The organism is Arthrobacter hankyongi (assembly GCF_022012395.1).
Lineage (GTDB): Bacteria > Actinomycetota > Actinomycetes > Actinomycetales > Micrococcaceae > Crystallibacter > Crystallibacter hankyongi.
Window position 1 is genome coordinate 590703 of record NZ_JAKLTQ010000001.1, and the last position, 18980, is coordinate 609682.

Below are 18980 nucleotides of genomic sequence, written 5' to 3' on the forward strand. Positions count from 1 at the left end.
GTGAACAATGCACTGCAGCTGACCAGTCCGCAGGCCGCCCCGTATAGCGACTACAAGCGCGAATTCGACTTCCCCGCCGCGGCGGTTTTCCGCGCCCACGCTGACCCTGCCCTGTACGGGCAGTGGATCGGGCCGCGAGGGCTGACCACCCGCGTCGAGCAGTTGGACTGCCGCAGCGGCGGATCCTTCCGCTTCGTCCAGCACGGGGACGACGGCGTCGAGCACGCCTTCCACGGTGTCTTCCACACGGTCCGCGACAACGAGTTCATCCTGATGACATTCGAGTACGAAGGCTTTCCGGACGTGGTCACCTTGGAGTACACGCGGTTCGAGGACCTGGCCGGCGGCCGCTGCCGGCTCGCCGGACACTCCGTCTTCCCCACCCTCGAGGACCGCGAACGCTACCTCGCCGGCGGCATGGAGTCCGGCATGGCCGAAGGCTACGACCGGCTGGAGGAACTGCTCGGCAGGGCCGGCTGAGCCAGGCGGGGATCCGCGGCCGGCGGCTGCCTCCCCGGATCCCGAGCCGGCCTTAGGCCGGCTCCTCGCTCAACGGCGCGTCGTCCTGCCCGACATCCAGCGGGGCCAGATTTGCCGCGCCGCTGACGGCCTCCGGAGCCACGCCAGCCTGCACCGCTTCATCAATCGCAGCATCCAGCCGCGCCTTGGCCTGGTCCATTTCGACCTGCAGTGTCTCGACTGCCGCCGAGGCCGCCCACACCTGCTTCAAGCGGTCTTCCATCTTGCACTTCCTATCTGCTGCGTGCGACGGCCGAGAGCCTGCCGGGCACTGTATTTACATTGTAAGCCTCCAACCTTGGCGTCCTCCGTAAAGAGGCTGGCGTTTCCACTTTTCCGGACCGGGCGTAGGCTGGACGGCAAGCCTGAGGGAGGCACGGAACATGCTCGAATCCAATCCAAGCCCCGGGCCGGAGCCGGACCGCGCGGGTCCCGAAAAACCCCGGCTGGAGCGGCAGCGGATCCTCCAGGCCGGCGTGGACTTCATCGAGCAGCACGGCGCCCGGCAACTGACCATGCGGCGGCTGGGCTCCGCACTCGGCGTCGAAGCGATGTCGCTGTACCGCTACGTCCCCTCGCGCGAAAGCCTGCTCGACGGCATTGTCGAGACGGTCATCGACGAGCTCTACGGTGATCCCGAAGTCTACGTGGAACCGCGCCACGGCTGGCAGGACTACCTGCTGCGCCTGGCCCACGGCCTGCGCCGCCTGGCATTGAAGCACCCCCAGGTCTTCCCGTTAGTGGCCACCCGGCCCACCGAGGCACCGTGGGTGCGGCCGCCGCTGCGCAGCCTGCGCTGGGTTGAATCTTTCCTGGCGGCCCTGACCTCGTCAGGCTTCTCCGACCGCGCGGCAGTGGCCACCTACCGGGCTTTCAGCAGCTTCCTGCTCGGCCACCTGCTGTTGGAAGTCGCAGCCCTGGGTGCCGACGTCGGCCCGGTCGAGGAGGCCGACCCCCACCCTCCGGCAAGCGCGGACTTGGACGGCTATCCCCTGCTGCAGCAACTGCAGGACCTGCTCTCCGAGGACCGCTCGGCACAGGAGTTCGAGGAATCCCTGGAAAACCTGATGGACCGGCTGGAAGCCCTCGCACCCTGAGCCCGGCGACGCAATCCCCGGCGCGCAACACGCCCGGTGGGGATTTAAGCTTGGCACACAGATACTAAGCATGCTTTTCTTACATCGTAAGCAATCTGATCATGTCGGAGCCCGGCCCCACCCTCCAAAGGGCCGGGGCACAAGATGAGGAGAGATGCATGCCCGTTATCCGCAATAACTTTGACGAGTCCAAGTTCGACGCGTACGTCGACGGAGCGGTGGCCGGGTCCTTGCATTACCGGATCCTGAACGGCCAGATGTGGCTGCTTGATCTGGTGGTCGACGCCGAATACCACGGGTCCCGGTCGTCAGGGTTGAAGGACGCTCTGGTCCAGAAGGCGCTGACCGACGCGCACCGCAGGCGCCTGTCAGTGCTGCCGTTCTGCCACGAAAGCAGGAAGCATATCGTGTCCCATCCGGCGTACATCCGGCTCGTCCCGTCCACGCAGCGCAAGCGTTTCCTCAAATCCGTCGACTCCCGGCACCAGACCGGTACCCGCCGGTTCCGGCAGCAATCCGGCGGACGGACAGCGGTCCCGGCTTCGACAGGCGGGCGATGAGCGGCAAGCCCAAGTTCCGGACGCAGCCGGCCCGGGAAACCGCTGCCGGCACACTGTCCGGGGCGATGCCGGCGGCCTGAAGCGCGCGGCAGTGGACCGCACCGGGATCCGGCGGACCCGCACCGGCCGGGCAGCAGCCCGGCCGGTGCTCGCCGCCGCCATGCTGCTGCTGATTGCCGCCTGCAGCAGCGGGATTTCCGGCCCGCTGGGCAAGTCCGCGGACGAAGCCTCGTCCGCGGCGTCGTCGTTGGCGCTCGCGCTGCGGCTCGAGACCAGCGGCCGGGCCACCGCTGCAGTGGCGGAGACTACCGCCGAAAACATGCTGGACGAGACGGTCAAGGCCTACCAGTCTGCCGCTTCCCAGGAACCCTCCGACGGCACCGAACTGGCCCGGCAGCAGGAGGTGCTGCAGGCCTTGGACCGCACACTGCACAGCCTGCAGGCGGCCCGGTTGACGCTGGCCGGCGGGAGCGCGGCAGAGCGGGAAGCCGCCGTGCTGGACCTGGAGCACCAGGCCGCCGAGCTGTCCCGGCTGGGCAAGGAGCTGAAGCCGTGAAGAAGCTGCTCGGCCTGGCACTGGGCATCCTGACCGCCATCGGCGGGTTCGTGGACATTGGCGACCTGGTCACCAACGCCGTCGTCGGCTCCCGCTTCGGCCTGGGCCTGGTCTGGGTGACGTTGCTCGGCATCGTGGGCATCTGCCTGTTCGCGCAGATGTCCGGCCGGGTGGCGGCGGTCAGCGGCCGCACTACCTTCGAAATCATCCGCGAGCGGCTCGGCCCGCGCGCCTCGGCGTCGAACCTGGCCGCCTCGTTCCTGATCAACCTGATGACCCTTACGGCCGAAGTCGGCGGCATCGCACTGACCCTGCAGCTGGCCAGCAGCGTGCACTACCTGGCCTGGGTTCCGGTGGCCGCCGTCGCCGTCTGGCTGGTGGTCTGGCGGGTGAAGTTCAAGATCCTGGAAAATGTCGCCGGGCTGCTGGGCCTGACCCTGATTGTCTTCGCCGTCGCCCTGTTCATGCTGAATCCGGATTGGCCGCAACTGGCCGGCCAGGCGGCCGCGCCCACCGTGCCGGAAGGCGAGGAGCCGGCCACCTACTGGTACTACGCCGTCGCCCTGTTCGGCGCGGCGATGACCCCGTATGAGGTGTTCTTCTTCTCCTCGGGAGCGGTGGAGGAGAAGTGGACGGTGAAGGACCTGAACCAGTCCCGGGTCAACGTCCTGGTCGGCTTCCCGCTCGGCGGCCTGCTCTCCATCGCCATTGCGGGCTGTGCCGCCGTCGTGCTGCTTCCGGCGCAGATCGGCGTCACCTCGCTGTCGCAGGTCGTGCTGCCGGTGGCCCAGGCCGGCGGCAAGCTGGCCCTGGCCTTCGTGCTGGTGGGCATCCTGGCGGCCACCTTCGGTGCGGCGCTGGAGACCACGCTCTCCAGCGGCTACACGCTGGCGCAGTACTTCGGCTGGTCCTGGGGCAAATTCCGCCGTCCGGTGCAGGCTGCCCGGTTCCACCTGACCATGATCGTGGGCCTGCTGATCGGCGTTGCCGTGCTGATGACCGGGGTGGATCCGGTCCAGGTGACCGAATACTCGGTGGTCTTTTCCGCCATCGCGCTGCCGCTGACCTACATCCCCATCCTGATCATCGCCAACGACCCGGAATATATGGGCGAACGGGTCAACGGCCGGACCACCAACCTCCTGGGCACGGTGTTCCTGGTGGTCATCCTGGCCGCCGCGGTGGCGGCCGTTCCCCTGATGATTGTGACGGGAGCAGGCTCATGACCGGTGGCGGCAAGACCTTCGACGCGGTGCTGCACATCCTTGACCGGCAGGTGCTGGATGTGGACAAACTGCCGGTCACCGCGGTGGACGACATCGAGCTTTCGGACCTCCCCGAGGGCCCCTTTCCCGACGGCACGCCGGCGCCGGTGATCACCAACCTGGTGGCCGGGGCGGTACTGGCCACGCGCATGTTCGGCGGCCGGCCGCCGTCGTCGCGGCTGAAGCGGATTGCCTGGCGCCATGTGGCGGAACTGGGCACGGTACTGCGGCTGAACATCCACGGCGAGGACCTGGACCTGCTTTGGACCGAACGCTGGGTGCACCGGCATATCATCGGCAGGATTCCCGGAGGCAGCCATGATCCTCAGTGACCTGCTGGGCCGGGACGTGCTGGACGGGACCGGCGCCAAGGTGGGCAAGGTCACCGACGCGCGGTTCGTGCTGGACGGCCTCCCGGCCTCCGAAGCCTCGCTCGCGCAGGCCCGGTTGTACGGCTTCCTGGTCAACCCCAGGTTCCACCGAGCCTCCTACCTGGGCTATGAGCGCCGAGGCCTGACCGCCCCGTGGCCGATCGGCAGGCTCGAGCGGTGGTGGAGCAGGGGGACCTTCCTGGTCCTCTGGGAGGATGTAGCCGGCATCGGCGACGACGGCGTGCGGCTGAGGCCGGGCTACACCCGGCGCAGCCCAGTGCTCCCCTAGCTCCGGCCCTGCACCCTTCCTGACCGGCACCGGATGTGCGGGCGCTGTCCGCGCCGCGCAGGCACCGAACGTCGACACTCCCTAGGATGGAAGTGAATCGTACAACCAAGGGGAAGGCGGAGCCGGTATGCCGGCAACACCATGACGGCTTCGGGACCGGCAGCAGCCCCGGGCCAGCCGGCGACGAGGCCGGGCCGGGCGGCAACTGTGCTGTGCCGCGCGGCAGCCTCCGCCATCGCCGGCGCCGGGTTGGTGCTGCTGGGACTGGCAGGCCTGCGGACCATCGCCGAGCCGCCGCAGCTGGAGCTGGCCGCGGCAGCCTCGCTGGCCGTGCTGGTGCTGGCCTGGCAGCTGCGCATGGATACTCCGATCATGCAGCGGCAAAGCACCGTTGCCCTGGGCGCCGCCGTCCTGGTCTGCAACCACCCGGCGGCCCCGTGGCACCAGCCGCTGGCGGTGTTTGCCGGCGGCATGCTGGCAGCGCTGCTGGTCTTCCGCCGCTGGAAACCGATGGACCTGTACTGGCTCCTGAGCAAGGTGGCCTCCGCCGCCGTCTTCATCGCCGTGTTCCAGATTCTGCTGGCCGCGCCGGTGTGGTGGCCTGCGGCAGTGACCGCCGCCTGGGCGGCCTACATGGCCGCCGCCGTTGCCACCGACCGGGTCCTCGCCACCGCCGCCGGCATGCCCGCCACGTTCCGCAACGGCGTCGACGCCAGGTACGCGGCCGGCACCCTCGGCGTGAACCTGCTGATCTGCCTGGGCGGCTACTACCTCACGGCCCTGCCGCATGCGGCCGCGGACCCGGAACTGCTCGAGGTGCTGTTCCTGACGTCGGTCTGCCTGCTGGCCCTGGCGGTCACCGGCTGGCTGCGGAACCGGGAACTGCGCCGCAGGCTGACCGGCCTGGTCGGGGCCGCCCGTCAGCTGCCCTGGACCAATGAGGGGGCCGAGCGGATCCTGCTTGAAGCGGTCAGTGCCTCGGTGCGGGCGGACCAGGTGGCGCTCCGGGACGAGGGGCCCGGGGCCAGGGAAATCGGCGTCGAAATGGACCGGTGGAACGGATCCGGCGGCTACCTGGTGGCGTCCCGCGCCGGCGGCGCACAATTCGCCGAAGAGGACGAGCAGGTCCTGGACGCGCTGGCGCATCTGGGCAACGGCATGGTCCGGCAGCGCGAACTGATCAGCGAACTCACCTACCAGGCGGAAACGGACGCACTCACCGGACTGGGCAACCGCCGGACCCTGTGGAAGCGGCTGGAGGAAATCAACGCCGGCCGGGACGCCGGCGAGGCGATTGCCGTCGTCTATCTGGATCTGGACGAGTTCAAGGCCGTCAATGACCGGTACGGGCACGACGCCGGGGACCAGGTCCTGGTCACCACCGCGCAGCGGATCCGGGCGGCGATCCGCCCCGGGGACGTGGCCGCCCGGATCGGCGGCGACGAGTTCGTTGTGGTCCTGCGGCATCTGGCCACCGAGGCCGATGCGCAGGCGGCCGCCATCCGGATCGCCGAAGAGATCGCCCGCCCGATGTGGATAGCCAATGGCCGGCTGCAGGTGCAGGCCAGCGCCGGCACTGCCTTCTCGGCGCGGCCCGCCGCGGATTTCGAGGAGCTGATGCAGGGCGCAGACTCCCGAATGTACGCCACCAAGCGGCTCCAGCAGCAGCTACGTGAGGACGGGCTGTCCGGCGCGGAACCTGCCGTGGGCCTCACCGCCGCCGTGGAACGCGGCGTCCGCCAGGGTCTGCTGCGGGTTGCGCTCCAGCCCGTCATCGCCCTGGATCTGGACGCGATCGTCGGCTTCGAGGCGCTGGTGCGCTACGAGGACGAGCAGCTGGGCAGTATTCCGGCCGACCGGCTGGTGGCCGAGGCCCGCCGGCTCGGGCTGCTCGACGAGCTCACCGGCCAGGTGATAGACGGCACGCTCGAAGCCATGCGGGCGGTCACGGCCGTCAGCGCAATCCGCTCAATCTCCCTCAACGTCGAGCTCGGCCAGCTCGAACCGGGCTCGGCGGTGCTGAAGCGGCTGCAGCAACTGCGCGCCGAGGCACCGGAACTGAACGTCATCGTGGAGCTGACCGAGAACTCGCTCGACACCCTCTCGGACCAGGCGCGCCTGGAACTGGCCTGGCTGCGCCGGGAGGGCTTCCGCATCGCCGTGGACGATTTCGGCTCGGGCTATTCGTCGATGAATGCCCTGACCGAGTTCGACTTCGACATTGTCAAGGTGGACCGTTCGCTGATCCGCGAGGACGCCGGCAGTGCCCGGAATATCGTGGTCAGCCACCTGATCTCGATGTTCCGGGCGCTGCAGGTGGATGTGGTGATCGAGGGTGTCGAGACCGCGCAGACGGTTCAGTGGCTGGCCGGCTGCCACGGCCTGAATGCCCAGGGCTTCTACTTCGGTCGTCCGATGTGGCCCGAGGAGGTCATCGTGCGGCTGGAGCAGTCCGGGACCGCGGCACTGGCGGATTCGCTGCGCCGCAGTTCCCGGGCGGCCCGGTAGCGGACGGGACCGGGCCCTGCGGACGGGACCGGGCGGCCGGACTAGCCTCGGCTGGAACTCCGGGCGGCCAGCCGGCGCTGCGAGAGGCTGCGGACCCGGGTGCGCAGGGCCACGCCGCTGCGCCGGCTGAGCAGGACCAGCGCACACAGCCCCGCCAGCAACGGGATGATGCCGCAGACCGCCACGGCCCAGCGGGCTCCGAACTCGGTGCCGATCCAGCCGATCAGCGGAGCCCCGAACGGCGTACCGCCCTGCATCACCGCCATGTACAGCGCCAGCACCCGGCCCCGGAAGTGCGGCTCGACCGAGAGCTGGATGCTGGTGTTGGCGCTGTTGAGCGCAGTCAGCATGGCCAGCCCCACGGGGACCAGCGACACCATGTAGAACCAGTAGCCGGGCATCAGGCAGGAGACGATGGCGAAGATCCCGAAAGCGATCACCCCGCCCACCAGGTACGGCATCCGCGGACCCTTCCGCCGGGCCGCCAGCAGCGCTGCCGCCAGTGTACCCACGGCCATCACGGACCCCAGCAGCCCGTATTCGCCCGATCCCTTACCGAACACGGAAGTCGCCATCAGCGCATTGGTGATCTGGAAGTTCATACCAAAGGTACCCATCAGCCCGACCAGGACGAAGATCAGCATCAGGTCCGGCCGGCCGCGCACATACTGCAGGCCTTCGACGACTTGGTGCTTACCTCGTTTGGCGCGTACCGACGGGAACAGTTCGGCCGTGCGCATCCGCCAGAGGGACAGGATGACGGCGGCGAAGCTGGCGGCGTTGACCAGGAAGGCCGGTCCGGTGCCCAGCCAGGCGATCAACAGCCCGGCCAGACCCGGACCCGCGAGCCGGGCCAGGTTGAAGGACGCGGCGTTGAGGGCGACGGCGTTGGGCACGTCCTCCTGTCCGACCACCTCTGAGACGAAGGCCTGGCGGGCCGGCGCATCGAAGGCGCTGCCGATGCCCAATGCCAGGGCGATGGCGTAGACATGCCACAACTGCGCGGCACCGGTGACTACCAGCAGCCCGAGCACCAGGGCGCACAGGCCCATGGCCGTCTGGGTGACGAGCAGCATCCGGCGCTTGGAGTGCCGGTCCGCCATCAGTCCGGCGTACGGGCCAAGGAAGAGGATCGGCAGGAACTGCAGGCCGGTGGTGATGCCCACGGCGGTGCCGGAATGGTCCGTCAGCACCGTCAGCACCAGCCAGTCCTGCGCCACCCGCTGCATCCAGGTGCCCACGTTGGACACCAAGGCGCCGGAGACCCAAAGCCGGTAGTTGCGCACCGCCAAGGCGCGGAAGGTGCTGCTCATCTGGCGCTCATCTCCTGCATCAGGTGGGCCGCCCGGCTCAGGATCCGGCGGTCGTCGTCGTCGAATTCGGCCAGCCGCCGGGCCAGCCAGGCGGTCCGGTGGCTGCGGGCCTCGGACAGCACCGCCTCGCCGGAGCCGGTAATGCGGACCAGGATCTGCCGCCCGTCCGCGGGGTGCGGCTCGCGGGCCACATAGCCCTGCTCCACCAGGCCGTTGACAATCCGGGTCATCGACGGCGCCTGCACCTGCTCCCGCTCGGCCAGCTCACGCAGGGTCCGCGGGCCGCCGGTGAGATGGGCCAGGACCGCGTATTGGCCGGGCGGAACGATATCGCCGCTGGCCTCGGTGCGCAGCCGCCGGGACGTGCGCATCACCGCGATCCGCAGATCCACGGCCAGGACATCGGGCCGGAGAGCATCCTCCGAGCCTAGGGAAACGGGTTGCACGTTCATTGGACCTCCCGGCGGATCGGGCGAATTTATTAGCACTGCTTATTAGCAATGCTAACAAACTTCGCCGGGTTAGGTCGCCGCCACCGCCGTCGTGTCTGTCGCCGTGTGCCGCCGCGCCCACTTTCGGGCCGCCGCGCCCTGCTTTACGCGTCAAGCAAAGGGCTGACGTGGGACGATGCGGCAGCTCCGATTCAACAGTGGGCGGGAAGGCACGCGGGCCCGCGGCACGCCGGCGGAGGCTGCAGCCCGCTTCACCGCGCCCATCTGAAGCCACCGCCGTCGTGCCTGTCGCCACGTGCCGCCGCGCCCACTTTCGGGCCTCCGCCCCCTGCTTTACGCGTCAAGCAACGGGCTGACGTGGGACGATGCGGCAGCTCCGATTCAACAGTGGGCAGGAAGGCACGCGGGTCCGCGGCACGCCGGCGCGCTCAGGCCTTGGCGACCACGTGCTCGCGCAGCGCTGGCATGATGGTCTCGCCGTAGACCCGCAGGGTTTCCTCCTTGTTGTCGTGCTGCAGGTAGCCGGCGAACTGGGTCACCCCCAGCTCCTTGAGCTGCTTGAGCTTGCCGATGTGCTCCTCCGCGCTGCCGAGCACGCAGAACCGGTCCACGATCTCGTCCGGGACGAAGGCCGTGTGGATGTTGCCGGCCTGGCCGTGCTCGTTGTAGTCGTAGCCTTCGCGGCCGGCGATGTAATCCGTGAGCGCCCGCGGCACGGCGCCGCTGTCCCCGTATTTCGCCACGATGTCTGCCACGTGATTGCCCACCATGCCGCCGAACCAGCGGCACTGGTCGCGCATGTGTCCCCAGTCCTCGCCGACGTACATCGGGGCGGCCACACAGAATTCGAGGGCCTGCGGGTCCCGTCCGGCGTTGGCGGCAGCCTGGCGGACGCTCTGGATCATCCACTCGGCAATGTCCACGTCCGCCAGCTGCAGGATGAAGCCGTCCCCCACCTCGCCGGCCAGCTTCAGCGCCAGCGGCCCGTAAGCGGCCACCCACAGCTCCAGCTCGGAGCCTTGGCTCCACGGGAACTGCAAGGTGGCGCCCTTGTAGTCGACCGGGCGGGAATTGGCCAGCTCGCGGATCACATGGATGGATTCGCGCAGCGTCTTCAGTGTGGCCGGCGCGCCATTGGTCACCCGGACCGCCGAGTCCCCGCGGCCGATGCCGCACACCGTCCGGTTCCCGTACATCTGGTTCAGCGTGGCGAAGATCGACGCCGTCACGGTCCAGTCCCGGGTGGCCGGGTTGGTGACCATCGGGCCGACCTTGACGGTGCGTGTTTCAGCCAGGATCTGGCTGTAGATCACATACGGTTCCTGCCAGAGCAGGTGCGAGTCGAAGGTCCACACGTAGTCGAACCCGTGTTCCTCGGCCCGCTTCGCCAACGCCACCGTGCGGGCCGCCGGCGGGTTGCACTGCAGTACCACTCCAAACTCCATGGCTGCCCCCTAGATCAAGTACTGGCTCAAGGCTCGTTTGACGTATTGTCCGTGGCCCTTGCTGCCCAGGTACTGGTTGTCGTCGATGATGACGCGGCCGCGCGAGAGGACCGTGTCCACGTGGCCGTCGATTTCGTAGCCTTCCCAGGCCGAATAGTCCATGTTCATGTGGTGTGTCTTGCCCACCCCTATCGAGGTGTGGCCGTTTGGGTCATAAATCACGACGTCGGCGTCCGCGCCGGGGGCGATCACGCCCTTGCGGCCGTACAGGCCGAACATCCGTGCCGGCGTGGTACTGGTGATCTCCACCCAGCGCTCGAGCGAGATCCTGCCGTCCACCACGCCCTGGTACATCAGGTCCAGCCGGTGCTCCACCCCGCCGATGCCATTGGGGATCTTGGAGAAGTCCCCCACACCCATGTCCTTCTGGCCCTTCATGCAGAACGGGCAGTGGTCGGTGGCGACCGTCTGCACATCGTTGGTGCGCAGCGCCTGCCACAGCTGGTCCTGGTGGTGCTCCTGCTTCGAGCGCAGCGGGGTGGAGCAGACCCATTTGGCCCCTTCGAACCCTGCGGCGCCGAGCTGGTCCTCCAGCGAGAGGTAGAGGTAATGCGGGCAGGTCTCGGCGAAGACGTTCTGCCCGTGGTTGCGCGCCGCCGCCACCTGCTCGACGGCCTGCTTGGCGGAGACATGGACCACGTACAGCGGGGCGCCGGTCAGGTTGGCCAGCATGATCGCCCGGTGGGTGGCCTCCTCCTCCATCTGCCAGGCCCGGGCCACGCCGTGGTAGTACGGGTCCGTCTTGCCCTGGGCCAGCAGCTCCGCCACCATCGCGTCGATGGCCGGGCCGTTCTCGGCGTGCATCATGGTCAGCAGGCCGGTTCCGGCGCCCACCCGCATCGCCTTGTAGATCTGTGCGTCGTCACTGTAGAAAACGCCGGGGTACGCCATGAACAGCTTGAAGCTGGAGACGCCCTCGTCCACCAGGGATTCCATCGCCTTGAGCGAATCATCATTCACGTCGCCGATGATCTGGTGGAAGCCGTAGTCGATGGCGCACTCCCCGGCGGCTTTCTCGTGCCAGGCGCCGAGGCCGTCCATCACCCGCTCGCCGTATCTCTGGATGGCGAAGTCCACAATCGTCGTCGTGCCGCCGAAGGCCGCCGCCCGGGTGCCGGTCTCGAAGGTGTCGCTGGCCATGGTGCCGCCGAACGGCATTTCCATGTGGGTGTGGGCGTCGATGCCCCCGGGGATCACGTACTTGCCCGTGGCGTCCAAGACGGTGTCCACCGAGGACTTCAGGTCGCTGCCCAGCAGGACCGAGCCGGGGGCCAGCACCGCGGCGATCTTCCCGCCGTCCACCAGCACATCGGCTTCGCTGCGGCCGGTGGAGCTGACCACGGTGCCGCCGGTAATCAGGGTCGTAGGCATCAGAGCTTCTCCTCTCGGGTCGGGATTCCGGCCGGCAGGTTAGGGGGCAACAATCGGCGCGTAGGTGTCCGGCCGGCGGTCCCGGTAGAACTGCCAGCTGTTGCGCGCGATGCGCACCAGGTCCATTTCCAGGTCCCGGATCAGTATTTCCTCGTCCTGCCCGCTGCCACGCTCGCCGACGTAGTTTCCCTGCGGGTCCGCAACATAGGAGGTGCCGTAGAAGTTCACCGCCTCTTCACCGAATTCGTTCGACTCGGAGCCCACCCGGTTCGGCACCACAACGTAGTAGCCGTTGGCCGCGGCGGCGGTGGGCTGCTCGAGTTCCCACAGCCGGTTGGACAGGCCGGGCTTGGAGGCATTGGGGTTGAACACGATCTGCGCCCCGTTCAGGCCCAGCACCCGCCAGCCTTCCGGGAAGTGCCGGTCATAGCAGATGGCCACGCCGATGGTGCCCACGGCGGTCTCGAAGACCGGCCAGCCCAGGTTGCCCGGGCGGAAGTAGAACTTTTCCCAGAACTTCTCCACATGCGGCAGGTGGTTCTTGCGGTACTTGCCCAGATAGGTCCCGTCCGCATCGATCACCGCCGCGGTGTTGTAGTAGATCCCCGGCTGTTCCTCTTCGTAGACCGGCAGGATGATCACCATGTGGTGCTCGGCGGCGAGCCTGCCGAAGCGCTCGGTCAGCGGGCCGGGCACCTTCTGCGCGAAGTCGTAGTACTTGGCGTCCTGCACGATCCCGAAGTACGGGCCGTGGAAGAGTTCCTGGAAGCAGATCACCTGGGCGCCTTCGGCCGCTGCCTTGCGGACGAAGTCCTCGTGTTTGCGGATCATCGATTCCTCGTCACCGGTCCAGCTGGTCTGGGTCAGTGCAACGCGAACGATCGCCATCTTTCCTCCCTGTGGTCAGTGGTGCGGCTGACTCTATCCCTTGATCGACGGCGTCGACAGGCCCCGGCCGGTGCCAATTCGCCACCGCGCGCATTTCCCGCAGGGCCGCCATGGACCTGTTCGCCGATCTGGCGGGCGGCGGGATGACTGTGCGGGCCGTGTCCGGCTCCACGGCGGCGGTACTGACGCCGGAGCTGGTCCGGAACGTCTACGGAGTCGACGCGGTGGTGCTCGAGCACCCGGCCACCGGCAGGCCGCTGGTCGCGGTCAGCCCGCTGCCGGCGGCATAGCCGGCGTCGTATCCCTCCTGCCAGCCCGCGGCCTTCGCCTCCGCCGTCCCGAGCCGGAACATGTCCTGTTCGGCCGGCCGGATCAGCTCCGCGGCCCCGGCCTCCTGCGGCCGGACGCCGTCGGCCGGGGCTGCCACCAGCCGCGCCAGCCCGCGCAGCACCGCCACCGGGCAGCCGCTGGTCTTGCCCTTGACCAGGTCCGCCGCCGCGGCAACCTCGTCCGCGACCGCCGTCACGGTCGCGCTCAGCCGGCGGCCGGCACTGTCCATGCCGCCGCGCAGGTCCAGCAGCGGCGCCATGCCCGCCACCCCGATCGCAGCGTCCGTCTGGCCCCGCCGCCAGGGCCGGCCGAGCGTATCGGTGATGACGACGGCGACATTCACCCCGCAGCGCCGGCCCAGCTCCGCCCGGAGCCGGCGCGCCGAGGCGTCCGGATCGACCGGCAGCAGCAGGACAGTACCCTTCGGGGTATTGCTGGCATCCACCCCGGCGGCGGCGGCCACAATGCCCAGCCGGTTCTCCACGATCCGGGTCACCCCGCCGGGATACTCGCGGGTGGCCACCACACGGACGGTTTCGGCCGTGATGGCCTCCTCCCGGTCTGCCGCCGGCAGCATCCGCCCTTCGGCTTTGGAGACGATCTTCGAGGTGACGGCCAGGATGTCCCCATCCGCCAGATCGTCCCCGCAGGCGACGGCGAGGATGGTGGCCAGATCGTCGCCAGCCGATATTTCGCCGATACCTTCGACGGCGAAGACAGTCAGCGCGCGCAGGCTCACCGGACCAGCCCCGGCAGCACGTGGGCGGCGAAGGCATCGATCCACTCGCGCTGGTTGCGCCCCACGTTGTGCAGGTAGATCCGATCGAAGCCCAGGTCCGCGAACTTCTGGATGTAGGCCCGGTGCACATCCGGTTCCTCGGAAATCACCAGCCGGCCCTCGAAGTCCTCGGGCCGGACAAGTTTGGCCATCTGCTCCATTTCGAAGGGCGAGCGGATATCGCCCTTCGGGAACTTCATGCCGCCATTGGGCCATTCGGTCAGGGCATTGGCCAGGGCTTCCTCGTAGGTCGGCGCCCAGCTGAGGTGCAACTGCAGCACCTTCGGCATCGCCGAAGGATCCTTCCCCGCTTCCCGTGCTCCGGCGTCGAACCGGTCGAAGAGCATCGAAACCTTCTCCAGCGGCGCCCCCACCGTGATCAGCCCGTCCGCGTATCGGCCCGCCCGCTTGGCCGTGACCGGCCCCGAGGTGGCGACCAGGATTTCCGGCGGCACCTCGGGCATGGTCCACAGCCGGGTGGACTCCATCCTGTAGTAGGTGCCGTGATGCCGCACGTCCTTGCCGGCCAGGGAGGCGGAGAACAGCTTGGTGATGATCTCGATCGCCTCGAACAGCCGGTTGATCCGCTCCGGCGGCTCCGGCCAGTACTGGGCCGTGATGTGCTCGTTCAGCGCCTCGCCCGAGCCCAGTCCGAGCCAGTGCCGGCCCGGATACATCGCCGCCAGCGTGGCCGAGGCCTGCGCCACCATCGCCGGATGCCAGCGGAAGGTGGGGCAGGTGACCCCGGGCCCCATATCGCCCCGGGTCCGCTCGCCGATGGCGGTGAGCACGTTCCAGACAAAGGCCGACTGTCCCTGGGCCGGAACCCAGGGCTGGAAGTGGTCCGCGGCCATGACACCCGAGAAGCCGCGCTGCTCCGCATACTCGGACAGCGCCACGGCCTCGCTCGGATGGAACTGCTCCAGCATCGCGGCGTAACCGATGGTCAATGAGGTACCCATGGCCCAATCCTGCCACCATCATGTGCCGGAATGTTTGGCTTTTAAGGACGCGAATGCCGCCTGTTCCGGTCGGGTAAATTGACAATATGGCAACGGAAGACCGCGTTTCCGAGGAATCGAACGGCCGGCACGAGTCCTTCGAAGAAAAACTGGACCGCAACTGGAACGACCTGCTGCAGGAACTGCGGGTCATGCAGACCGGGGCCCAGATCATCACGGCCTTCCTGATGACGCTGTCCTTCCAGAATCGGTTCGATGACCTGGAGGCCTACCAGGTGGGCCTGTACATCACCTTGCTGGCCTTCTCGGCCCTGCTCACCGGCCTGATCATGATGCCGGTGGCCATCCACCGCCAGCTGTTCGGCCTGCATGTGAAGGATTCCACGGTGGCGCAGGGCCACCGGATCGTCAAGGCCGCGGTCCTGGGCATCGGGCTGATGGCCACCGGCTGCGTGGCGTTCATCGTGGACGTTGTCGCCGGAGACCGGCCGGCCTTCATCATTGGCGGCATCGTGCTGGCGATCATGCTGGTCATGCTCTGGCTGTTGCCCCGGCTGCTCAAGCGCGCCGTCCGGTCCCAGCGGGCAGAGGACTGACCCGCCGGATCCAGGCACAGCCGCAGCACCGGCAATCCGCATTAGCGCCCACCGCTGGTAGGCGACGTAAAATGCGGGTATCGGCGGTCTTCGGGGCGCGGACAGTTGGTACGCGTCGCCGCCGGTCCAGGGAACAGCCATGAATTCCACGGTCATCGCCGCCGTCATCATCATCATTGTCGTGATCATCCTGCTGCTGCTGTCTGTCCGGGTCGTAATGCAGTACGAAATGGGCGTCTTGTTCCGGCTCGGCCGGATCATCGGCACCCGGGATCCCGGCCTGCGGTTGATCATTCCGGTCATCGAGCGGTTGCGGCGGATTTCGCTGCGCGTCGTCACGCTGCCGATCCAGTCCCAGGGCATCATCACCCGGGACAACGTCAGCGTGGACATCTCCGCAGTCGCGTATTACCGCGTCATCGACGCGGTCAAATCCGTGGTGGCCATCGAAAACGTCCAGACGGCCATCGGCCAGATCGCCCAGACCACACTGCGCAAGATTGTCGGCCAGCACACTCTCGACGAGACCCTTGCCGAGACGGAGGTGATCAATGCGGACCTGCGCAAGATCCTGGACACCACCACCCTCGAGTGGGGCGTGGAAGTTACCCTCGTTGAGCTGAAGGACATCCAACTGCCGGACGCCATGAAGCGCGCCATGGCCAAGCAGGCCGAGGCCGAGCGGGAGAAGCGCGCCAAGATCATCGCCGCAGAGGGCGAGGCCCAGGCAGCCGCGGGGCTGGGGCGTGCCTCGGATACCATGATGGCCCACCCACTGGCCCTGCAGCTGCGCAACCTACAGACCCTGATCGAACTCGGCGTGGACAAGAACTCCACTGTGGTCTTCCCCGCCCCGCTGATGAGCACCATCACCGAGCTCGGCGCGTTCCTGGCCCGCGAAACCGCGACCGCGGCGGCGGTCGCAGCTGGGGCGCCCGGCGCCGATCCGGCGGTATCCCCCGCCGGCACCTCCCCGCCGTCCGTCGTCGCCCGCCGGCAACCCGCCCGCAGCGGCCACCAATCCGGCACGGGAGCGGCAGCAGCGGCGGCTGCAGGACCGCCCCGCACTGGTTAAGGACATCCCTGGCCCACAGCCTTGTAATTGAGAACTGTTCTCATATAGAATGGTCCCTCCGGGAAATCGCCGGGCATTCACAACCCGATGGAAGGAAGCATCATGAAGGTACGCAACTCACTGCGCTCGTTGAAGCAGGCCCCCGGCGCCCAACTGGTCCGCCGCCGCGGCAAGACCCTTGTCATCAACAAGAAGAACCCGCGGCTAAAGGCCCGCCAGGGCTAAAGGACCTACCCTGCAGCCATAGCTGCGGACCGGCTAGACTCGATGCCAGCACCAAGGGACAGGAGTACGGACATGTCCAGGATCCTGATGGTAGTTTCCGCCGCGGATTCGCTGACCATGAAGGACGGCACCCGGCACCCGACCGGCTACTGGGCCGAGGAACTGGCCGTCAGCCACCGCCTGCTGCGTGAGGCCGGCCACAGCATCGACATCGCCACGCCGGGCGGCGCCAAGCCCACGGTGGACGCCATCAGCCTGAGCCCGGACACCGTGGGCCGGGACAAGGCCGAGGAACTGGGCGCCTACCTGCGGGAGATCGAGGCGGACCTCGCTTCGCCGCTGGTCCTGGCCGACGTCGGCGGCGACTACGACGCCATCGTCCTGCCCGGCGGCCACGGCCCCATGGCGGACCTCTACCAGGATCCGGACCTCGGCAGGATCCTGCTCGACGCGGACGACGACGGCCTGATCATCGCCCCGTTCTGCCACGGCCCGGCGGGACTGCTCAGCGCAGTGGACAGCGAGGGCAACTGCGGCTTCGCAGGACGGCGCCTGACCGTCTTCACGAACGAGGAAGAACTGGGCGGTGGAACCGGCGAAAACACGCCCTGGCTGGTCGAATCCGCCCTCCGCGAGAAGGGCGCCGAGGTCGAGACCGGCCCGGCCTGGACCAGCCATGTGGTGGTGGACGGGAACCTGATCAGCGGCCAGAACCCCCAGTCCAGCGCGGCCGTGGCCCACAAGGTGCTCGCGGCCCTGGGCGGTTAGCGGCCGTGAGCCTGGGCAGCGCGGTCTTCGCGGCCCTGTACGACGCGTCGTCGCGCCAGGCCGAGGAAACCGAACTGGCGCCCCGCCGGGCCGCCCTGCTGTCCGGACTGGCCGGCAGCGTGTTCGACGTCGGTGCGGGCACCGGGGCGAACCTTCCGCATTTTCCGGCCGCCTGTACGGTCACCGCGGTGGAGCCGGATCCGCACATGCGACGGCGCCTGGCCGCCAAGCTTAATACCGCTGCGGCTACCGTCACGGTTGCCGATGCCAGCGCGGAGGCGCTGCCCGCACCGGATGCCAGCGTCGACGCCGTCGTCTTCACCCTGGTGCTGTGCACCGTACCCGACCCGGCGGCGGCACTGGCGGAGGCCGCACGGGTACTGAAGCCGGGCGGGCGGCTGCTCTTCCTCGAACACGTCCGCGGCTCCGGCCGGCACGCGAAGCTGCAGGACTTCGTCCAGCCGCTCTGGTCCGTCGCAGTTCAGGGCTGCCATCCCAATCGGGACACGCTCACGGCCCTGGCCGCAGCAGGATTCAGCGCTACGGTCCAGGAAGAGTTCGGCGTCGGCCCGGGCTGGAACCCCGTCAACCCGTTGGTCGTCGGCTCGGCTGTGCCGGACCGGCGGCAGGCCGGTCAGTAGCCGTAGCCGCCGCTCTCCTCCGCGTTCCTGGCCTGCGCCGCGCCGTCGACGTTTTCCGAGTCCGGTCCGCCCTCGGCCTCGAGCGGTTCGCCCGTCTCCTCGTCGGCTCCGGCGGCATTCCCGGGGTCCCTGGGATGCACCGCCTGGTCCTCGAGAAGTTCGTCCGGGGATTCGGTCTGTCCGTTGCCTTCGGTGGTCATGGTGTTCCTCCTGCTGTTAGCGCGCCGCCAGCAGGTCCTTCTGCTGCCGCGACAGTTCGGTCCGGCATCCGCAGTTCAGGCATTCGGAGAAGTAGTGCCTCCGGGTGGTCAGAACCGGAATGAAGAAGAATGTCAGCCTTGAGGCCTGCTCCAGCACCTGGTGCGGCCCGGCCACCCGGCAGCGCGGACAGGAGCCGGGCCGGGCAAAAAGGAGCCGCTGGGTCCTCGTGATGCCGAAAATAACCAGCATCGTCGCCCCGCCAGGATCCCGGCCGGTGGGCTAGAGGCCCATCCCGCCCAGCTTGTCCCCCAGGCCGCCCAGTTTCTCGCCCAGGCCGCCAGGAAGCTTGTCGAGCAGGTCATTGACGTTGATGCCCAGGTTCGAGAGCAGCCCCGAATCGCGCTCGGTATCCACCTGCTGGGGCAGTTCCGATTCCGCCTGCGATGCCTTGTCGCCCTGCCCCATGGACTTGAGGATGTCGATGATCTGCTGCTTGTCGATCTGCATGAGGATTCTCCCTTGCTTGTCCCGATATCCTGCCCGCGATGGCAACCGCGGGTAAGTGTGCTGCCTGCTGCCCGGCCGCAAAGCCAAGCATGCTTACCACTGTCCCCGAACGCACGCCGGGGAACAAGCCCCGCCGGCAGAACCGTCGATTGGCACCGCCGACGGCGGTGCGTAGGCTGAGGGGCGTTAGCTCACGGAGGGAA

At 68.2% G+C, this 18980-nt stretch carries 24 protein-coding genes; 13 read left to right on the forward strand and 11 right to left on the reverse strand.

Translation table 11 applies throughout. The features are described 5' to 3' along the window. Positions 1 to 480 (forward strand): SRPBCC family protein, encoded by a 480-nt coding sequence (locus LVY72_RS02670; protein WP_237817898.1) that lies wholly within the window; start codon positions 1 to 3, stop codon positions 478 to 480. 52 nt (positions 481 to 532) lie between these two features. Here LVY72_RS02670 and LVY72_RS02675 read toward each other — a convergent pair whose 3' ends face one another. After that, complete coding sequence (locus tag LVY72_RS02675) at positions 533 to 742, reverse strand: hypothetical protein (RefSeq protein ID WP_237817899.1); 210 nt, start codon at positions 740 to 742, stop codon at positions 533 to 535. A gap of 160 nt (positions 743 to 902) precedes the next feature. On the opposite strand from LVY72_RS02675, the gene LVY72_RS02680 reads away from it, so the two are divergent. The 7 genes from LVY72_RS02680 to LVY72_RS02710 all read left to right on the forward strand — a co-directional run bounded on the left by LVY72_RS02680 (position 903) and on the right by LVY72_RS02710 (position 7165). Further along, the gene (locus tag LVY72_RS02680; RefSeq protein WP_237817900.1) at positions 903 to 1616 is read left to right on the forward strand and encodes a TetR/AcrR family transcriptional regulator; all 714 of its coding nucleotides are present in this window, start codon (positions 903 to 905) and stop codon (positions 1614 to 1616) included. 158 nt (positions 1617 to 1774) lie between these two features. Continuing rightward, positions 1775 to 2176 (forward strand): GNAT family N-acetyltransferase, encoded by a 402-nt coding sequence (locus tag LVY72_RS02685; RefSeq protein WP_237817901.1) that lies wholly within the window; start codon positions 1775 to 1777, stop codon positions 2174 to 2176. Positions 2177 to 2267: 91 nt separating this feature from the next. Beyond that, positions 2268 to 2732, forward strand: a complete 465-nt coding sequence (locus LVY72_RS02690; protein WP_237817902.1) for a hypothetical protein — start codon at positions 2268 to 2270, stop codon at positions 2730 to 2732. Then, positions 2729 to 3958 (forward strand): Nramp family divalent metal transporter, encoded by a 1230-nt coding sequence (locus LVY72_RS02695; protein ID WP_237817903.1) that lies wholly within the window; start codon positions 2729 to 2731, stop codon positions 3956 to 3958. Before LVY72_RS02690 ends, LVY72_RS02695 begins: the two co-directional genes overlap by 4 nt. Next, the gene (locus tag LVY72_RS02700; protein ID WP_237817904.1) at positions 3955 to 4329 is read left to right on the forward strand and encodes a hypothetical protein; all 375 of its coding nucleotides are present in this window, start codon (positions 3955 to 3957) and stop codon (positions 4327 to 4329) included. Before LVY72_RS02695 ends, LVY72_RS02700 begins: the two co-directional genes overlap by 4 nt. Further along, positions 4316 to 4657: a PRC-barrel domain-containing protein gene (locus tag LVY72_RS02705; RefSeq protein WP_237817905.1), complete on the forward strand. Its 342-nt coding sequence runs from the start codon at positions 4316 to 4318 to the stop codon at positions 4655 to 4657. Before LVY72_RS02700 ends, LVY72_RS02705 begins: the two co-directional genes overlap by 14 nt. Positions 4658 to 4798: 141 nt before the next feature. After that, positions 4799 to 7165, forward strand: a complete 2367-nt coding sequence (locus LVY72_RS02710; RefSeq protein WP_237817906.1) for a putative bifunctional diguanylate cyclase/phosphodiesterase — start codon at positions 4799 to 4801, stop codon at positions 7163 to 7165. Between the two features lie 41 nt (positions 7166 to 7206). Here the strand turns inward: LVY72_RS02710 and LVY72_RS02715 are convergent, their stop codons facing one another. From LVY72_RS02715 to LVY72_RS02745, 7 genes are all read right to left on the reverse strand, one after another. Further along, complete coding sequence (locus tag LVY72_RS02715; protein WP_237817907.1) at positions 7207 to 8478, reverse strand: MFS transporter; 1272 nt, start codon at positions 8476 to 8478, stop codon at positions 7207 to 7209. Continuing rightward, complete coding sequence (locus LVY72_RS02720) at positions 8475 to 8930, reverse strand: MarR family winged helix-turn-helix transcriptional regulator (protein WP_237817908.1); 456 nt, start codon at positions 8928 to 8930, stop codon at positions 8475 to 8477. The genes LVY72_RS02715 and LVY72_RS02720 overlap by 4 nt, the downstream gene beginning before the upstream one ends. Positions 8931 to 9358: 428 nt before the next feature. Beyond that, complete coding sequence (locus LVY72_RS02725) at positions 9359 to 10375, reverse strand: TIGR03842 family LLM class F420-dependent oxidoreductase (RefSeq protein WP_237817909.1); 1017 nt, start codon at positions 10373 to 10375, stop codon at positions 9359 to 9361. Between the two features lie 9 nt (positions 10376 to 10384). Continuing rightward, positions 10385 to 11806 (reverse strand): dihydropyrimidinase, encoded by a 1422-nt coding sequence (gene hydA / locus LVY72_RS02730; protein WP_237817910.1) that lies wholly within the window; start codon positions 11804 to 11806, stop codon positions 10385 to 10387. Positions 11807 to 11845: 39 nt separating this feature from the next. Then, the gene (locus LVY72_RS02735) at positions 11846 to 12694 is read right to left on the reverse strand and encodes a nitrilase-related carbon-nitrogen hydrolase (protein WP_237817911.1); all 849 of its coding nucleotides are present in this window, start codon (positions 12692 to 12694) and stop codon (positions 11846 to 11848) included. A gap of 208 nt (positions 12695 to 12902) precedes the next feature. After that, complete coding sequence (locus tag LVY72_RS02740; protein WP_237817912.1) at positions 12903 to 13763, reverse strand: coenzyme F420-0:L-glutamate ligase; 861 nt, start codon at positions 13761 to 13763, stop codon at positions 12903 to 12905. Next, positions 13760 to 14764, reverse strand: a complete 1005-nt coding sequence (locus LVY72_RS02745; RefSeq protein WP_237817913.1) for a TIGR03557 family F420-dependent LLM class oxidoreductase — start codon at positions 14762 to 14764, stop codon at positions 13760 to 13762. Before LVY72_RS02745 ends, LVY72_RS02740 begins: the two co-directional genes overlap by 4 nt. Before the next feature lie 86 nt (positions 14765 to 14850). On the opposite strand from LVY72_RS02745, the gene LVY72_RS02750 reads away from it, so the two are divergent. The 5 genes from LVY72_RS02750 (at position 14851) to LVY72_RS02770 (ending at position 18069) form a co-directional block, all read left to right on the forward strand. After that, the gene (locus LVY72_RS02750) at positions 14851 to 15360 is read left to right on the forward strand and encodes a DUF6328 family protein (RefSeq protein WP_237817914.1); all 510 of its coding nucleotides are present in this window, start codon (positions 14851 to 14853) and stop codon (positions 15358 to 15360) included. 139 nt (positions 15361 to 15499) lie between these two features. After that, positions 15500 to 16435: a slipin family protein gene (locus LVY72_RS02755; protein WP_237817915.1), complete on the forward strand. Its 936-nt coding sequence runs from the start codon at positions 15500 to 15502 to the stop codon at positions 16433 to 16435. A 102-nt stretch (positions 16436 to 16537) separates the two neighbouring features. Next, entirely contained in the window at positions 16538 to 16660 is a 123-nt protein-coding gene (ykgO, locus tag LVY72_RS02760) for a type B 50S ribosomal protein L36 (protein WP_237817916.1), read from the forward strand. Positions 16661 to 16732: 72 nt separating this feature from the next. Then, the gene (locus tag LVY72_RS02765) at positions 16733 to 17428 is read left to right on the forward strand and encodes a type 1 glutamine amidotransferase domain-containing protein (RefSeq protein WP_237817917.1); all 696 of its coding nucleotides are present in this window, start codon (positions 16733 to 16735) and stop codon (positions 17426 to 17428) included. Between the two features lie 5 nt (positions 17429 to 17433). Beyond that, positions 17434 to 18069 carry a class I SAM-dependent methyltransferase gene (locus LVY72_RS02770; protein WP_237817918.1) on the forward strand — a complete coding sequence of 212 codons (636 nt, stop codon included), beginning with the start codon at positions 17434 to 17436 and terminating at the stop codon, positions 18067 to 18069. Here the strand turns inward: LVY72_RS02770 and LVY72_RS02775 are convergent. From LVY72_RS02775 to LVY72_RS02785, 3 genes are read right to left on the reverse strand one after another with little or no spacing between them, the layout of a single operon-like run. Next, positions 18063 to 18269, reverse strand: coding sequence for a hypothetical protein (locus LVY72_RS02775; RefSeq protein WP_237817919.1), 207 nt, complete (start codon positions 18267 to 18269; stop codon positions 18063 to 18065). The genes LVY72_RS02770 and LVY72_RS02775 overlap by 7 nt on opposite strands. Positions 18270 to 18285: 16 nt before the next feature. Continuing rightward, positions 18286 to 18519, reverse strand: coding sequence for a zinc-ribbon domain-containing protein (locus tag LVY72_RS02780; RefSeq protein WP_237817920.1), 234 nt, complete (start codon positions 18517 to 18519; stop codon positions 18286 to 18288). Between the two features lie 30 nt (positions 18520 to 18549). Beyond that, a complete protein-coding gene (locus tag LVY72_RS02785; protein ID WP_237817921.1) occupies positions 18550 to 18777 on the reverse strand; it encodes a hypothetical protein in 228 nt (75 codons plus the stop codon). Between the last annotated feature and the right edge of the window lie 203 nt (positions 18778 to 18980).

Excerpts from the sequence above, each read along its gene's own strand:
- LVY72_RS02675 (WP_237817899.1), bottom strand. The coding sequence starts at position 742 with ATGGAAGACCGCTTGAAGCAGGTGTGGGCGGCCTCGGCGGCAGTCGAG.
- LVY72_RS02680 (WP_237817900.1), top strand. The coding sequence starts at position 903 with ATGCTCGAATCCAATCCAAGCCCCGGGCCGGAGCCGGACCGCGCGGGT.
- LVY72_RS02685 (WP_237817901.1), top strand. The coding sequence starts at position 1,775 with ATGCCCGTTATCCGCAATAACTTTGACGAGTCCAAGTTCGACGCGTAC.
- LVY72_RS02700 (WP_237817904.1), top strand. The coding sequence starts at position 3,955 with ATGACCGGTGGCGGCAAGACCTTCGACGCGGTGCTGCACATCCTTGAC.
- LVY72_RS02705 (WP_237817905.1), top strand. The coding sequence starts at position 4,316 with ATGATCCTCAGTGACCTGCTGGGCCGGGACGTGCTGGACGGGACCGGC.
- LVY72_RS02710 (WP_237817906.1), top strand. The coding sequence starts at position 4,799 with ATGACGGCTTCGGGACCGGCAGCAGCCCCGGGCCAGCCGGCGACGAGG.
- LVY72_RS02715 (WP_237817907.1), bottom strand. The coding sequence starts at position 8,478 with ATGAGCAGCACCTTCCGCGCCTTGGCGGTGCGCAACTACCGGCTTTGG.
- LVY72_RS02720 (WP_237817908.1), bottom strand. The coding sequence starts at position 8,930 with ATGAACGTGCAACCCGTTTCCCTAGGCTCGGAGGATGCTCTCCGGCCC.
- LVY72_RS02725 (WP_237817909.1), bottom strand. The coding sequence starts at position 10,375 with ATGGAGTTTGGAGTGGTACTGCAGTGCAACCCGCCGGCGGCCCGCACG.
- hydA (WP_237817910.1), bottom strand. The coding sequence starts at position 11,806 with ATGCCTACGACCCTGATTACCGGCGGCACCGTGGTCAGCTCCACCGGC.
- LVY72_RS02735 (WP_237817911.1), bottom strand. The coding sequence starts at position 12,694 with ATGGCGATCGTTCGCGTTGCACTGACCCAGACCAGCTGGACCGGTGAC.
- LVY72_RS02745 (WP_237817913.1), bottom strand. The coding sequence starts at position 14,764 with ATGGGTACCTCATTGACCATCGGTTACGCCGCGATGCTGGAGCAGTTC.
- LVY72_RS02750 (WP_237817914.1), top strand. The coding sequence starts at position 14,851 with ATGGCAACGGAAGACCGCGTTTCCGAGGAATCGAACGGCCGGCACGAG.
- LVY72_RS02755 (WP_237817915.1), top strand. The coding sequence starts at position 15,500 with ATGAATTCCACGGTCATCGCCGCCGTCATCATCATCATTGTCGTGATC.
- ykgO (WP_237817916.1), top strand. The coding sequence starts at position 16,538 with ATGAAGGTACGCAACTCACTGCGCTCGTTGAAGCAGGCCCCCGGCGCC.
- LVY72_RS02765 (WP_237817917.1), top strand. The coding sequence starts at position 16,733 with ATGTCCAGGATCCTGATGGTAGTTTCCGCCGCGGATTCGCTGACCATG.
- LVY72_RS02775 (WP_237817919.1), bottom strand. The coding sequence starts at position 18,269 with ATGACCACCGAAGGCAACGGACAGACCGAATCCCCGGACGAACTTCTC.
- LVY72_RS02780 (WP_237817920.1), bottom strand. The coding sequence starts at position 18,519 with ATGCTGGTTATTTTCGGCATCACGAGGACCCAGCGGCTCCTTTTTGCC.
- LVY72_RS02785 (WP_237817921.1), bottom strand. The coding sequence starts at position 18,777 with ATGCAGATCGACAAGCAGCAGATCATCGACATCCTCAAGTCCATGGGG.